The organism is Streptomyces sp. NPDC058741, assembly GCF_042746715.1.
GTDB lineage: Bacteria > Actinomycetota > Actinomycetes > Streptomycetales > Streptomycetaceae > Streptomyces.
This window is the reverse complement of record NZ_JBHYQH010000078.1, coordinates 1-14,565: the sequence shown is the minus strand read 5'-3', so window position 1 is coordinate 14,565 and position 14,565 is coordinate 1. Positions and strand designations below refer to the sequence as shown.

The 14,565-nt window shown below is 73.3% G+C and carries 11 protein-coding genes and 1 pseudogene; 8 read left to right on the top strand and 4 right to left on the bottom strand.

The annotated features are described in order from the left end of the window. Window positions 1-560 precede the first annotated feature (560 nt). The gene (locus ACFW6P_RS31540) at window positions 561-977 is read right to left on the bottom strand and encodes an SsgA family sporulation/cell division regulator (RefSeq protein WP_386359541.1); all 417 of its coding nucleotides are present in this window, start codon (window positions 975-977) and stop codon (window positions 561-563) included. 248 nt (window positions 978-1,225) lie between these two features. Between ACFW6P_RS31540 and ACFW6P_RS31535 the strand changes: the two genes are divergently transcribed. The 3 genes from ACFW6P_RS31535 (at window position 1,226) to mmpA (ending at window position 3,000) form a co-directional block, all read left to right on the top strand. Beyond that, a complete protein-coding gene (locus ACFW6P_RS31535; protein WP_386359542.1) occupies window positions 1,226-2,344 on the top strand; it encodes a WD40/YVTN/BNR-like repeat-containing protein in 1,119 nt (372 codons plus the stop codon). 70 nt (window positions 2,345-2,414) lie between these two features. After that, window positions 2,415-2,738 carry a plasmid stabilization protein gene (locus ACFW6P_RS31530; RefSeq protein ID WP_386359543.1) on the top strand — a complete coding sequence of 108 codons (324 nt, stop codon included), beginning with the start codon at window positions 2,415-2,417 and terminating at the stop codon, window positions 2,736-2,738. A 115-nt stretch (window positions 2,739-2,853) separates the two neighbouring features. Continuing rightward, a complete protein-coding gene (gene mmpA, locus ACFW6P_RS31525; RefSeq protein WP_386359544.1) occupies window positions 2,854-3,000 on the top strand; it encodes a morphogenic membrane protein MmpA in 147 nt (48 codons plus the stop codon). A 16-nt stretch (window positions 3,001-3,016) separates the two neighbouring features. On the opposite strand, the gene ACFW6P_RS31520 is transcribed toward mmpA, so the two are convergent. After that, window positions 3,017-4,195 carry a saccharopine dehydrogenase family protein gene (locus tag ACFW6P_RS31520; RefSeq protein ID WP_386425683.1) on the bottom strand — a complete coding sequence of 393 codons (1,179 nt, stop codon included), beginning with the start codon at window positions 4,193-4,195 and terminating at the stop codon, window positions 3,017-3,019. A gap of 192 nt (window positions 4,196-4,387) precedes the next feature. Here ACFW6P_RS31520 and ACFW6P_RS31515 point away from each other — a divergent pair, with 192 nt between their 5' ends. Genes ACFW6P_RS31515 through ACFW6P_RS31505 form a run of 3 tightly spaced genes read left to right on the top strand, consistent with a single transcriptional unit; the run spans window position 4,388 to window position 8,980 of the window. Beyond that, window positions 4,388-5,548 carry a CaiB/BaiF CoA transferase family protein gene (locus ACFW6P_RS31515; protein ID WP_386359546.1) on the top strand — a complete coding sequence of 387 codons (1,161 nt, stop codon included), beginning with the start codon at window positions 4,388-4,390 and terminating at the stop codon, window positions 5,546-5,548. Continuing rightward, entirely contained in the window at window positions 5,545-6,759 is a 1,215-nt protein-coding gene (locus ACFW6P_RS31510) for an acetyl-CoA C-acetyltransferase (protein WP_386359547.1), read from the top strand. Before ACFW6P_RS31515 ends, ACFW6P_RS31510 begins: the two co-directional genes overlap by 4 nt. A gap of 34 nt (window positions 6,760-6,793) precedes the next feature. After that, complete coding sequence (locus ACFW6P_RS31505) at window positions 6,794-8,980, top strand: 3-hydroxyacyl-CoA dehydrogenase NAD-binding domain-containing protein (protein WP_386359548.1); 2,187 nt, start codon at window positions 6,794-6,796, stop codon at window positions 8,978-8,980. Here ACFW6P_RS31505 and ACFW6P_RS31500 read toward each other — a convergent pair. Beyond that, the gene (locus tag ACFW6P_RS31500) at window positions 8,966-9,682 is read right to left on the bottom strand and encodes a MerR family transcriptional regulator (RefSeq protein ID WP_386359549.1); all 717 of its coding nucleotides are present in this window, start codon (window positions 9,680-9,682) and stop codon (window positions 8,966-8,968) included. The genes ACFW6P_RS31505 and ACFW6P_RS31500 overlap by 15 nt on opposite strands. A gap of 415 nt (window positions 9,683-10,097) precedes the next feature. Further along, a pseudogene (locus ACFW6P_RS31495) lies at window positions 10,098-10,339 on the bottom strand (M1 family peptidase); the annotation flags it as partial. Between the two features lie 189 nt (window positions 10,340-10,528). Here ACFW6P_RS31495 and ACFW6P_RS31490 point away from each other — a divergent pair. Together ACFW6P_RS31490 and ACFW6P_RS31485 are read left to right on the top strand one after the other, a co-directional pair. Beyond that, window positions 10,529-12,484 carry a Xaa-Pro dipeptidyl-peptidase gene (locus ACFW6P_RS31490; protein WP_386359550.1) on the top strand — a complete coding sequence of 652 codons (1,956 nt, stop codon included), beginning with the start codon at window positions 10,529-10,531 and terminating at the stop codon, window positions 12,482-12,484. A 275-nt stretch (window positions 12,485-12,759) separates the two neighbouring features. After that, window positions 12,760-14,484, top strand: a complete 1,725-nt coding sequence (locus tag ACFW6P_RS31485) for a BCCT family transporter (protein WP_386359551.1) — start codon at window positions 12,760-12,762, stop codon at window positions 14,482-14,484. Window positions 14,485-14,565: the final 81 nt, after the last annotated feature.

The window sequence follows — 14,565 nt, the reverse complement described above, 5'->3', positions numbered from 1 at the left end:
CGCATGGTCGCCGCCGGGCCCGCGTCGTCTGCGCCGTGACCGTCGCCGTGGGCGCGGACGTGGAGAGCGGCTGGGGGCGGCAGCCGAGCCCGGCGACGCGTCGTCTGCGCCGGGGTCCGCATGGTCGCCGCCGGGCCCGCGTCGTCTGCGCCGTGACCGTCGCCGTGGGCGCGGACGTCGAGAGCGGCTGGGGGCGGCAGCCGAGCCCGGCGACGCGTCGTCTGCGCCGGGGTCCGCATGGTCGCCGCCGGGCCCGCGTCGTCTGCGCCGTGACCGTCGCCGTGGGCGCGGACGTCGAGAGCGGCTGGGGGCGGCAGCCGAGCCCGGCGCCGAGACCGCCCGCGCCCGGCGGCCGCCCGCGTGCGCCCGCCGGATCCTCGCCAGGGGCGCGGTGGCAGATCGGGGGGCATCACCGCCGCAGTCGTCCGCGCTGCGGATGCCGGCGGGATCTTCGTCCGCCGGGTCGCGCGGAACCACTGGTCAGCGGGACCTACGGCTTACCGGCCGGTCCGCTCGGCCACACCGTGGTCAACTTCCCGCCGGTGCGGGGACGGAGGCCCTCAGCACGCGTCCCGCATGAGTTCCGCCAGGCCGTGGTCCAGGTCCAGCTGGAGGTGCTCGAGACCGACCGGCACGAGGTCGCTCGTGGCCTCGAGGAACCGGCGGACATCGCTGGAGCGGACATGCACCACGGCAGTGCCCTCGGGGGCGTGGAACTCCAGCACCGTGCGGTCGTACCCGTACGGCCGCACCCGCACGTCGCCGTACCCCTCGGCGTCCTCCAGGCCGGCCGCGAGCAACTCGCGGGAGAAGGTCCAGCACACCTCGACGCCCTCCAGCGTGGCCGGCGCGGGGAAGGCCATACGGACCGCGAACGGGTCGCGCCGGTGGTAGCGCAGCGTCGCGGGAATGCTCGGCATACGCGGCGCGGCGGCGACGAGGCGGGCCTCCACGGGCTGCTCTATGACGATGGACAACGCCTTGCTCCCTTGCGACGGCTGGACGGACACTTTCTGGCGGATGAGACCGGGCATGGGAAGAGACGACGGAATCAGCCAATCCGTGCACACGAAAGGCGAGTGACCTGTGTCACCGCGTTCATGCACGGGAGTGACGTGACTCTCCTCCGGTGTGCCGTACGGCAGTGGTGACGCCGTGCGCATCACCCGGCGCCCCCGCGAGGCCGTCTGGACGGTACCGGGGCGGTCGGCTAGCTTCCCCGCCCATGAGGCGCACGGGGAGCACGCGACGGACGGGACGGACACGGCGCGGCATCACCGCGGCGACGGCATGTGCGGCGGCCCTGGCCGCGCTGACCGCCACACCGGCACAGGCACACGAGCCGCCGCCGCACGGACCGCGGCACGCGACGCCGCGTTGGGAGCCGAAGGACACCGGCACCCCTCAGGTCCGGTTCCGGGGACTGGACGCCGTCAGCCGGACCACCGCGTGGGCCGCCGGCACCGCGGGCACCGTCCTGCGCACCACCGACGGCGGCGCGACCTGGCGGAACGTGTCGCCCCCGGGCGCGGAGGACGTGCAGTTCCGGGACGTCGAGGCGTTCGACGCGCGCCGGGCGGTGGTCCTGGCCGTCGGCCAGGGCGAGGCGTCCCGGATCTACCGTACGGACGACGGCGGAGCGACCTGGACGGAGCCCTTCCGTAACACCGACCCGAAGGCCTTCTACGACTGCATGGCCTTCTTCGACCACCGCCACGGCCTCGCCATGAGCGATCCGGTGGACGGCAGGTTCCGCATCCTGTCGACCGGCGACGGCGGCCGGACCTGGACCGTGCTGCCGAACCGGGGGATGCCGGCGGCGCAGGAGGGCGAGGCCGGGTTCGCGGCGAGCGGCCAGTGTCTGGTGGCGTCCGGGCCGAGGGACGTCTGGCTCGCCACCGGCGGGGCCGAGCGCGCACGCGTGCTGCACTCCGCCGACCGGGGCCTCACCTGGCGGGCCGCCGACCTGCCCCTGCCGGCGGGCGATCCGGCCCGCGGCGTCTTCGCGCTGGCCTTCCGCGACCGCGCCCACGGGCTCGCCGTCGGCGGCGACTTCCGCCCCGGCCAGCCCTCGCCGCGCGCCGCCGCGCGCACGTCCGACGGCGGCCGCACCTGGCGCCCCGCCGCGACGCCCCCGCCCGCCTACCGCTCCGGTGTCGCCTGGCTCCCGCACCGCCGCACCGCCGCCCTCGCCGTCGGCCCCACCGGCACCGACCTCACCACGGACGCCGGCCGCACCTGGCGGACCGTCGGCACCGGCTCCTACGACACCGTCGACTGCGCCCCGGACCACGGGTGCTGGGCCGCCGGCGAGCAGGGGCGCGTGGCCCGTCTGGAGCACTGAGCGAGCGGCACACGGTGAGGATGGGCAAGGTGGGTACCCGTTCGCCGGACTTGAAAGGAAGTGAGCGGGAATGCCACGCGGTTCGAGCTCCAAGCGGGAGCGCCAGTACGAGCACATCAAGGAGAGCGCGGAGGACCGGGGCGAGAGCACCGGCCGCGCCAAGGAGATCGCCGCCCGGACGGTGAACAAGGAACGCGCACGCTCCGGCGAGTCGAAGACCGCCAGCCGCACCTCCACCCGGGACATGTCCTCAGGCAAGCGCGGCGGCCGGCGGTCGGGTCAGGGCTCCCAGGGCCCCACCTACGACCAGCTGTACGAGGAGGCCAGGCGCCGGGGCGTGAAGGGCCGTTCGAACATGAACAAGAGCCAGCTGCAGCGCGCCCTGGGCAAGTGAGGCGCACGCCGCGCGAGGCCGGCGGGACTCCCTGACCCGCCGGCCTTCGCGCTTGCCCGTAGGCTCGGGGCCCGTACGGATGCCCCGCCCCCGCCCCCTCGGCAGGCTGGGCCGCATGACGACACACCGTGCCCCCGAGCTCGTCGCCCACCCCACCCGGAGTGTCGAGCGGCCCCTCGCCGTCGGGCTGGTCCTCGCCGTGCTCGCGGGGCTCGCCTGGATCGCCGGGATGACCTGCACCGTCGCCGAGTGGCCGCTGTAGACCACCCGGCGTCCCCTCAGCGGGCCGCGGCGACGCGGAAGCGGATGCCCGCCGCGCGCAGCCGGTCGATCAGCGTCTCGCCCATCGCCACCGCCGTGGTGACCTGCCCGGCCGTCTTCGGCAGGTCGTCGAAGGCCAGGCACAGCGCCGACTCGGCGAGCATCTTCGCCGTCTCGCCGTACCCTGGGTCACCGCCGGAGACCTCCGTGTACACCCGCCGGCCGCCGCCCTCACCCACGAAGCGCACCGAGAACCAGCTCTTCGCCCGCTTCTGCGGGCTCGGCCCGTCGCCGGGCTTGACGCGGTCGGACAGCCAGCGCCGCGCGGGGGCCAGCTGCGCCGCGGCGACCAGCGCGCCGAGGGCCACGACGCCGCCCACCGCGACGGGGAGGTGCCGCACCGCCGCGTAGTGCCGGTAGCGGAAGTCCGGCCCGTACCGGTCGAGCGCCGCCGCCGAGCGCCGGACGATCTGCGGATCGATGGTCGGCAGCGGCAGGGCCCACGCGCCGACTTCCTTGGCGAACCGGGGCGCACCCGCCGGCGCCGCCGCCCGGCGGCCCACCAGGCGCGGCTCGTGCCGCCGGCGGTCCCGCGCGGCCGCCGCCATCTCCCGCTGCCGGGCGAACTGGTTGAGGGCGGAGGCGAAGGTCCCGCCGGAGAAGGCCCCCTCGGCGGTCACGAAGCCCTCGACGCTCAACGGCACGCCCTCCGGAAGCTGCTGCACCGTGAAGTACACGCCCAGGTCGTGCGGGATCGAGTCGAACCCGGCGGCGTGCACCAGCCGCGCCCCGGTCTCCCGCGCGCGGGCGTCGTGCCGGACGTACATCAGGTCCACGAACTCCGGCTCCCCGCACAGGTCCAGGTAGTCCGTCCCGGTGTCCGCGCACGCGGCGACGAGTTCCTCGCCGTAGGCGACGTACGGGCCGACCGTCGTGGCCACCACGCGCGCCCGCTCGACGAGATCGCGCAGCGAGGACGGGTCGGACATGTCCGCCCGCAGCACCCCGGCCTCCGTGCCGTCCGGCAGCCGCCGGCGCAGCCGCTCCAGCTTCTCCGCGCTGCGCCCGGCGATCGCCCACCGCAGCCCCTCCGGCGCACGGGCCGCCAGGTACTCCGCCGTGAGCGCTCCCGCGAAACTGGTGGCTCCGAAGAGCACGATGTCGTACGGACGGTCCGTCCTGCTGTGACTGCTCATGACACCCCTCGGTCGCGCAACCCGTGCCGCTGTCGGTGGCCGAGGCTAGCGTGAGGAGTGCGGCGCCCGACACCAGGGGCTGATCCGCGCACCAGATCGCTAAGCGCTTGCTCGTTCAGGCCTTGTGCAGAGTGGAACACGTTCTTAGCATCACTGGTGTTACATCGCTTGTGTCACAGCGCTGGGGGCTGGATGACCACGGCAAGGACGCCAGGACGCGGCCCGCTCACCGGCGTGCGCGTGGTCGAGATGGCCGGTATCGGGCCCGGCCCGTTCGCCGCCATGCTCCTGGCCGACCTAGGTGCCGACGTCGTGCGCGTGGACCGGCCCGGCGGCCCCGGGCTCGGGATCGACCCGGCCTGCGACGTCACCAACCGCAACAAGCGCTCGGTGGTCGTCGACCTGAAGGCCCCGGACGGCCCGGAGCGCGTGCTCGACCTGGCCGCCCGCGCCGACATCCTCGTCGAGGGCTACCGCCCCGGTGTCGCCGAGCGCCTCGGCGTCGGCCCCGGGGACTGCCACGCACGCAACCCCCGCCTCGTCTACGGACGGATGACCGGCTGGGGCCAGGACGGCCCGCTCGCCCAGCGCGCCGGGCACGACATCGCCTACATCGCGCCCACCGGCACCCTCGGCATGATCGGCCGCCCGGACCAGCCGCCGGCCGTCCCCGCCAACCTCCTCGGCGACTACGCGGGCGGCTCCCTCTACCTCGTCGTCGGCGTCCTCGCCGCACTGCACCACGCGCGCGCGACCGGCACCGGGCAGGTCGTCGACGCCGCCATCGTCGACGGCACCGCCCACCTGACCGCGATGATCCACGGCATGCTCGCCGCCGGCGGCTGGCAGGACCGGCGCGGCGCCAACCTCCTGGACGGCGGTTGCCCGTACTACGGCACGTACGAGACGGCCGACGGCGGGTTCATGGCCGTCGGCGCCCTGGAGCCGCGGTTCTACGCCGAGTTCCTCCACCTGCTCGGCCTCGACGACCTGGCCGCCGCCCACGCGGACATCAGCCGCTGGGAGGAACTGCGCGAACAGGCCGCCGCCCGTTTCAGGACCCGCACCCGGGACGAGTGGACGGCCGTCTTCGACGGCTCCGACGCCTGCGTGGCGCCCGTGCTGTCCCTGCGCGAGGCCCCGCACCACCCGCACCTGGCCGCCCGCGGCACCTTCACCGGCCACGGCGGCATCACCCAGCCCGCCCCGGCCCCCCGTTTCTCCGCGACACCGACCTCCGTCCGCACCGGCCCGGCCCTGCCGGGTGCCGACACGGCGGACGTCGCCCGGGAGTGGGACGTGCCCGGGCTGCTTGCCTCGTCCCGCACCCCTCAGCGAAAGGCCTCCTCGTGAGCTCCGAAGCGTACGTGTACGACGCGATCCGCACCCCGCGCGGGCGTGGCAAGGCAGGCGGCGCCCTGCACGGCACCAAGCCCATCGACCTGGTCGTGGGTCTCATCCACGAGATCCGCGCCCGCTTCCCGGACCTCGACCCGGCCGCCGTCGACGACGTCGTGCTCGGCGTCGTCGGACCCGTCGGCGACCAGGGCTCCGACATCGCGCGCATCGCCGCCATCGCCGCCGGGCTGCCCGACACGGTCGCCGGCGTGCAGGAGAACCGCTTCTGCGCCTCGGGCCTGGAGGCAGTCAACCTGGCCGCCGCGAAGATCCGCTCCGGCTGGGAGGACCTCGTCCTCGCGGGCGGCGTCGAGTCCATGTCCCGGGTGCCGATGGCCTCCGACGGCGGCGCCTGGTTCAACGACCCGATGACCAACCTCCAGGTCAACTTCGTGCCGCAGGGCATCGGCGCGGACCTCATCGCCACCATCGAGGGCCTCTCCCGGCGCGACGTCGACGAATACGCGGCCCTCTCCCAGGAGCGCGCCGCCACCGCCTGGAAGGAGGGTCGCTTCGAGAGGTCCGTCGTCCCCGTCAAGGACCGCAGCGGACTCGTCGTCCTCGACCACGACGAGCACATGCGCCCCGGCACCACCGCCGACTCCCTCGCCAGGCTGAAGCCGTCCTTCGCGGACATCGGCGAACTCGGCGGTTTCGACGCGGTGGCGCTCCAGCAGTACCACTGGGTGGAGAGGATCGACCACGTCCACCACGCGGGCAACTCCTCCGGCATCGTCGACGGCGCCTCCCTCGTCGCGATCGGGTCCAAGGAAGTCGGCGAGCGCTACGGCCTCACGCCCCGCGCCAGGATCGTCGCCGCCGCCGTCTCCGGCTCCGAGCCCACCATCATGCTCACCGGCCCCGCCCCCGCCACCCGCAAGGCCCTCGACAAGGCCGGGCTCACCATCGACGACATCGACCTCGTCGAGATCAACGAGGCGTTCGCGGCGGTCGTGCTGCGCTTCGTGAACGACATGGGGCTGTCCCTGGACAAGGTCAACGTCAACGGCGGCGCGATCGCGCTCGGCCACCCCCTCGGCGCCACCGGCGCGATGATCCTCGGCACCCTCGTCGACGAACTCGAACGCCAGGACAAGCGCTACGGCCTCGCCACGCTGTGCGTCGGCGGCGGCATGGGCGTCGCCACGATCGTCGAGCGCATCTGACCCCCTCCCGACGGATCACACGGAGCACCTCCACATGAGCACCGAGCCCACCACCATCCGCTGGGAACAGGACCGCACGGGCCTCGTCACCCTCGTCATCGACGACCCGGACCAGTCCGCGAACACCATGAACCGGGCGTTCCGCGACTCGCTCGCCGCCGTCACCGACCGCCTGGAAGCCGAGAAGGACTCGATCCGGGGCGTCATCATCACCTCGGCCAAGAAGACCTTCTTCGCCGGCGGCGACCTGCGCGACCTCATCCGCGTCACCCCCGAGACGGCCCGGGAGCTGTTCGACGGCGGCATGGCGATCAAGCGGAACCTGCGCCGTATCGAGACCCTCGGCAAGCCCGTCGTCGCCGCCCTCAACGGCGCGGCCCTGGGCGGCGGTTACGAGATCGCCCTGGCGTGCCACCACCGTGTCGCCCTCGACGCGCCCGGCTCCAAGATCGGCTGCCCCGAGGTCACCCTCGGCCTGCTCCCCGGAGGCGGCGGCGTCGTACGCACCGTCCGCCTCCTCGGCATCGCCGACGCCCTACTGAAGGTCCTGCTGCAGGGCACCCAGTACACCCCGCGCCGGGCCCTGGAGAACGGCCTCGTCGACGAGGTCGCCGACACCCGGGAGGAGCTCCTCGCCAAGGCCCGCGCCTTCATCGACGCCCACCCCGAGTCGCAGCAGCCCTGGGACAGGCCGGGCCACCGCATCCCCGGCGGCACCCCCGCGAACCCCGGGTTCGCCGCGAACCTGCCCGCCTTCCCGGCCACCCTGCGCAAGCAGACGGGCGGTGCCCCCTACCCGGCCCCCCGCAGCATCCTCGCCGCCGCCGTCGAGGGCGCCCAGGTCGACTTCGAGACCGCCCAGGTCATCGAGGCCCGCTACTTCGTGGAGCTGGCCGCGGGCCAGACCTCGAAGAACATGATCCAGGCGTTCTTCTTCGACCTCCAGGCCGTCAACTCCGGCGCCAACCGCCCCCAGAGCATCGAGGCCCGCCGGGTCCGCAAGGTCGCCGTCCTCGGCGCCGGCATGATGGGCGCCGGGATCGCCTACTCCTGCGCCCGCGCCGGCATCGACGTCGTGCTGAAGGACGTCTCCCTGGACGCCGCCGTGAAGGGCAAGGCCTACTCCGAGAAGCTGTGCGCCAAGGCCGTCGCCAAGGGCCGCACCACCCAGGAGAAGGCCGACGCGCTGCTCGCTCGCATCACGCCCACGGCCGAGGTCCAGGACCTGGCCGGCTGCGACGCGGTCATCGAGGCCGTCTTCGAGGACACCTCCCTCAAGCACAAGGTGTTCCAGGAGGTCCAGCACGTCGTCGCCCCCGACGCGCTGCTGTGCTCCAACACCTCCACCCTGCCCATCACCGCCCTCGCCGAAGGCGTCGAGCGCCAGGCCGACTTCATCGGGCTGCACTTCTTCTCGCCGGTCGACAGGATGCCGCTCGTCGAGATCATCAAGGGCGAGCGCACGGGCGAGGAGGCCCTGGCCCGCGCCTTCGACCTGGTCCGGCAGATCAACAAGACGCCGATCGTCGTCAACGACTCGCGCGGCTTCTTCACCTCACGCGTCATCGGCCACTTCATCAACGAGGGCGTCGCCATGGTCGGCGAGGGCATCGAGCCCGCCTCGGTCGAGCAGGCGGCCGCCCAGGCGGGCTACCCGGCGAAGGTCCTGTCCCTGATGGACGAACTGACGCTGACCCTCCCGCGCAGGATCCGGAGCGAGTCCAAGCGGGCCGTCGAGGAGGCCGGCGGCACCTGGGCCGGGCACCCCGCCGAAGCCGTCATCGACCGCATGGTCGACGAGTTCGGCCGCACCGGCCGCAGCGGCGGCGCCGGCTTCTACGACTACGACGAGGACGGCAGGCGCACCGCGCTCTGGCCGGGCCTGCGCGCGCACTTCACCCGGCCGGGCCACCGGATCCCGTTCAGGGACATGCAGGAACGCATGCTGTTCTCCGAGGCGCTGGACACCGTCCGGCTCCTGGAGGAGGGCGTGCTGACCTCGGTCGCCGACGCCAACATCGGCTCGATCCTCGGTATCGGCTTCCCCGGCTGGACCGGCGGCGTGCTCCAGTACATCAACGGCTACGACGGCGGCCTGCCCGGCTTCGTGGCCCGCGCGCGGGAACTCGCCGAGCAGTACGGCGACCGCTTCACCCCGCCCGCCCTGCTGGTCGAGAAGGCGGAGAAGGGGGAGCGCTTCAGCGACTCAGCCCACGGCTGACCCGTCCGGACCCCCGGTCAGCCACTTGCCCAGCTCCTCCTTCAGCGACCGCTGGAACGCGGTGAGCAGCGCCTGCACCACCAGCGGGTGCATGTGCGCCGACAGCGACCGCACGTCCCGTGCGTCGCGCTCGGCCACCTCGCCGCGGAAGAGCCGGGAGAGTTCCCGGGCCGCGGCGCGCGCGTGCGCGACCAGCACCGTGCGCGCCGCGAAGATCGCGTCCGGGGAGAGCGGCACGTCCAGCAGCCCGGCGCCCAGCCTCAGCAGCCCCAGGTCGGCCTCGTAGCCGTCGCCCGCGGGCCGGACGACCCCCATCGCGACGAGCCGCTCCACGTCCTCCTCGCTCAGCGGCCGCCCGGCCCGCCCCCGCAGTTGCTCACGCGTGACCCTCTCGACGGTGTCCGGTGCCCAGGACGCCACCACGGCCCGGTGGATGGCGAGGTCGTGCGCGCTCAGGTCCGGCGGCAGCTGCCGCAGATAGCGCTCGATGCCCGCCAGCGTCATGCCCTGCTGCTGGAGCTCCTCGATCAGCGCCAGCCGGGCCAGGTGCTCCCGCCCGTAGTGGCCCACGCGCCGGGGCCCGAGCACCGGCGGCGGCAGCAGCCCCCTGGTCCCGTAGAAGCGGACCGTGCGCACCGTGACTCCGGCCCGCGCGGCCAGCTCGTCGATCGTGAGGGTCGGCTCCTCGGTGTCGGTCGTCATGTGCAGCAGTATCGCTGTCGCACCAGTGCTGTGACACCTCCGGTGAACCGGGTGAAGGTCGTGCCGACACTGCGGGCGCGGGCCGCTGACGCTCCTCTTGCCTGTCAAGCGGCTTGGAGCCAGGTGCGGTGGGCGTGGGCGAGGTCGTCGTCCCGGCGGATCCCGCGTTCGAGAGTGGAGATGCGGTCGGCCGGACCCGGAGGTGACGGGCTGCGGCGGTGGGCGTGATGTCCCTGGACTGCCGCAGCGGTCGCGGGTCGGCGATGCCGGGGATGGCGACGGTGGTGGTCAGGCAGCGGAACACCTCCCGGGCGGTGGCCCGTTTCAGCAGCCGGATGATCTCCTTCTTCGTCCGGCAGGCGGCGGCCTGTCGGGCCACGTGGTCGCGGGTGCGGGATTCGGCGGCCATGCGGACCCGGGTGGTGCGGGCCAGGAGCGTCGCGGTGCCCTCCAGTTCGTCGGTGGCGGGCCGGTACTTCAGTCTGAGGTCGCAGTGGGAGAGTCGTAGCCGCCGTTGCCGCAGGCCGGGTGGTAGGGGTCGCCGGCACCCGGGGCGCCGGGGGAGCGGGGAGCGGCCGATGCCGGTTCCGCCAGCAGGAGGACGGCCGCGGCCAGGGCGCACGGCGCGGTGATGCTGCGGTGCGCGGAAGGCTCCAAGCCGTAGGTCCCGAAGTCTGTCCGGAGCCTCCTCACCCCCCGTGCCCCAGATCAGGTTCATGGTCATCGCGGTCGCGCGATCGTCGTTCGGCCGACACGGAACCACCCGGTGCGGCGGCCGCGGCAGGACACGCCGGACCGTCAGTTGCCCTCTTCTGAACAGGAGTTCACCGATGTAGCGTCCGGCGCATGCCGAAACGCACGCGCTTTTCCACCTGGAGACCGCTCGCGACCGCGGCCACCGCCGCCCTGCTGGCCACACTCGTCGCCCCCGCCGCCGCCCACGCCGCCCCGCGCGGCAGCGAACCCGTGTACTCGTACGCGGACGCCGTCCGTGAGGCCGTCTGGGTGGACACCGGACTCGACGGCGACCGCGACGGACGGACCGACCGGGTCGCCGTCGACATCGTCCGCCCCCGGGAACCCGCCCGGCAGGGCCGCACGGTGCCCGTCATCATGGACGCCAGCCCGTACTACTCCTGCTGCGGGCGCGGCAACGAGAGCCAGAAGAAGACGTACGACGCGGACGGCGACGTCACTCGGATGCCGCTTTACCACGACAACTACTTCGTCCCCCGCGGCTACGCCGTCGTCGGCGTCGACCTGGCCGGAACCAACCGCTCGGACGGCTGCGTCGACGTCGGCGGCCGCTCCGACGTCCGGTCGGCGAAGGCCGTGGTCGACTGGCTGAACGGCCGCGCCAAGGCCTACACCACCCGCACGGGCACCACCCGCGCCGAGGCAGGCTGGAGCAACGGCCGCACCGGCATGATCGGCAAGAGCTGGGACGGCACCATCGCCAACGGCGTCGCCGCCACCGGCGTCGAGGGCCTGGAGACCATCGTGCCCATCAGCGCCATCTCCTCCTGGTACGACTACTACTTCCAGCAGGGCGCCCCGCTCTACGACTCCGGCCCGGACCGGCTCGCGAACTACGTCGACAGCCCCGACGCCCGCGCCAGGTGCGCCGCCGTCCAGCAGCAGCTCGCCGACGGCGCCCCGCGCAGCGGCGACTGGACCGGGCTGTGGACCGAGCGGGACTACGTGAGGGCCGCGCACAAGGTCCGGGCCAGCGTCTTCCTGGTCCACGGCATGCAGGACCTCAACGTCCGCATGAAGCACGTCGGCCAGTGGTGGGACGCCCTCGCGCGGCACGGCGTCGAACGCAAGATCTGGCTCTCGCAGACGGGCCACGTCGACCCCTTCGACTTCCGCCGTGCGAAGTGGGTCGAGACCCTGCACCGCTGGTTCGACCACGAACTCATGGGCTACGCCAACGGCATCGACCGCGAGCCCATGGCCGACGTCGAACGCGCACCGGACCGCTGGACCACCTCCGCCGTCTGGCCGCCTGCCGGCACCCGCGCCGCCACCCTGCGCCCCGGCCGGGGCACCCAGGACGGCGTCGGCACCCTCGGCCTGCGCCGCGGCCACGGCACCGCGTCCTTCACCGACGACCCGGGCCGCAGCGAGACCGACTGGGCCGCCGCGATCGACACGCCGACCCCGGACAAGGCCGGCTTCGTCACCCGCCCCCTCACCCGGGACCTGCGCCTGACCGGCTCCTCCGAGGTCACCGTCACCGCCACGCCCTCCGCACCCACGGCCCACCTCTCCGCCGTCCTCGTGGACATCGGCCCCTCAGTGATCCGCGACTACGCCGACGCCGGCGAGGGCGTCACCACCCTCACGAACCGCACCTGCTGGGGAGCGAGCACCGCCGGCGACAGCGCCTGCTTCAAGGAGACGAAGGCCAGGACCGCCGACGTCGACCACACGATCGTCAGCCGCGGCTGGGCCGACCTCGGCAACCACGCCTCCGACCTCCGGGGCGCTCCGCTCACCCCGGGCGAGCGGTACACGATCACCCTCGACCTGGCGGCCACCGACCACGTCCTGCCCAGGGGCCACCGGCTGGCGCTGATCGTCGCGGGCACCGACAAGGACCTCGTCGATCCCCCCGCCGACCGGCCGGAGCTCACGCTCGACCTCTCCCGCACCTCCGCCCGCCTCCCCTTCGCCGGTGGCGCCGCCGCCTTCGCCCGCGCCACCTCGGGTGCCGCGCCCGCCCCACCCGGTGCCGCGTTCCCGGACGGCGTAGGGGAACCGCGCACCACCCACCGCGTCCCGGGAGGAAGCGGGTGACCCCGGCCAAGACCTGATCCCGCCTGAGCGCCCCCGCGAACCCACCCCGCGGCCACCGCCTCGCCCCCGAGCCGGGCCGCCGGGGGCGTGCACGTACCGCCGCGCCAGTCCCTGCGGGCGCTCGTCCCCCTGCTCCTGGACGACCGGGCCGGGTACCACCTGACGGCGGGCTCACACGAAACTGCACGTTGAATGGGTGAATTTTCCGCCACACGTGGTAGCAGCGTTACGGAGGAACCCTCTCCTCCGTGCTGTCCCGATGAAAGGTGCCGCCCGTGACGCGAGAACGACCAAGCGACAACGACCTCCATGAGGGACCGGTGCTCCCGGGATCGGAAGCGGGGCTTTCCGGTCGGAACCGCCCGCAGACCGACCGGGTCGTGTTCGGCGTCACGGCGGCGCTCACCCTCGCCTTCGTGGTCTGGGGAGCCGTCGCGACCGACTCGCTCCAAGAGGTCTCCACCTCCATGCTCGGCGGGCTGATGCACAACGGCGGCTGGGCCTTCATGCTCGCCGCCTCGGGCTTCGTGGTGTTCGCGCTCTGGCTCGCGATCAGCCGCTACGGCCGTATCCACCTGGGCGCGGAGGGCGAGGAGCCCGAGTTCCGCACGGTGTCCTGGGTCGCGATGATGTTCAGCGCCGGCATGGGCATCGGCCTGATGTTCTACGGCGTGAGCGAGCCGCTGTCGCACTACGGCACGCCCCCGCCGGGCACCGACCCGCCCGACTCCGGCGACCGCATGGAGACGGCCATGGCCACCACCCTGTTCCACTGGACGCTCCACCCGTGGGCGATCTACGCCGTGGTCGGCCTGGCCATCGCCTACAGCACTTTCCGCAGGCGGCGCCGGCAGACCATCAGCGCCGTCTTCACCCCGCTCATCGGTACGAAGAACGCCAACGGCGGTGTCGGCCGGGCCATCGACGTCCTCGCGATCATCGCGACCGTCTTCGGCTCCGCCGCCTCCCTGGGCCTCGGCGCGCTCCAGATCGGCTCCGGTGTGCAGGAGCTGAAGTGGATGGACGAGGTGAGCACCGGGCTGCTCGTCACGATCATCGCGCTGCTGACCCTGGCCTTCGTCGCGTCCGCGATCTCCGGTGTGGAGAAGGGCATCCAGTGGCTGTCCAACACCAACATGGTGCTGGCGCTGGTGCTCGCCCTCTTCGTGTTCGTGGCGGGCCCGGCCATCGTCGTCCTCGACCTGCTGCCCACGTCGGTCTTCTCCTACCTCGGCGACCTGCCCCAGCTGGCCGGGCGCACCGAGGCCAGCGGCGGTGAGGGCGTCGCCGACTGGCTGGGCGACTGGACCGTCTTCTACTGGGCGTGGTGGATCTCCTGGACGCCGTTCGTCGGCATGTTCATCGCCCGCATCAGCCGGGGCCGGACCATCCGGCAGTTCGTGGGCGGCGTCATCCTCGTGCCCAGCACGGTCAGCCTGATCTGGTTCGCGATCTTCGGCGGCTCGGCCATGAAGATGCAGGAGCAGGGCCGGCTCGGCAAGGAGACGACCCCGGAGGGCCAGCTCTTCGACGTCCTGCAGCAGTTCCCGATCGCCACGGTCACCTGCCTGCTCGTGATGATCCTCGTCGGCATCTTCTTCGTCTCGGGCGCCGACGCGGCCTCGATCGTCATGGGCACCCTGTCGCAGAAGGGCGCGCTCGAACCCGGCCGCTTCGTGGTGGTGTTCTGGGGGGTGGTCACCGGTGCGGTGGCCGCGATCATGCTCCTCGTCGGCAGCGGTCAGGGCGACGCGCTGACCGGTCTGCAGAACATCACGATCCTGGCGGCGGCCCCGTTCGTCGTCGTCATGATCTTCATGTGCGTCGCCCTCATGCGGGACCTGCGCCGCGACCCGGTCGTCGTGCGCGAGCAGATGGGCTCCGAGGCCGTCGAACTCGCCGTGATCGAGGGCCACAAGAAGTACGACGGCGATTTCGAGCTGCGCGTCGGCCCCGGCCGCGGCACGGACGTGGAGGGGGACCCGATCGGCAAGCACTGAGCCGTACGGCGGCGGGGGGCGGCGGCGGGGGGGGTGAGCCCGCCCCGCCCGTGGCCCCGGCCGGCGCCCCCGCCCCCCACC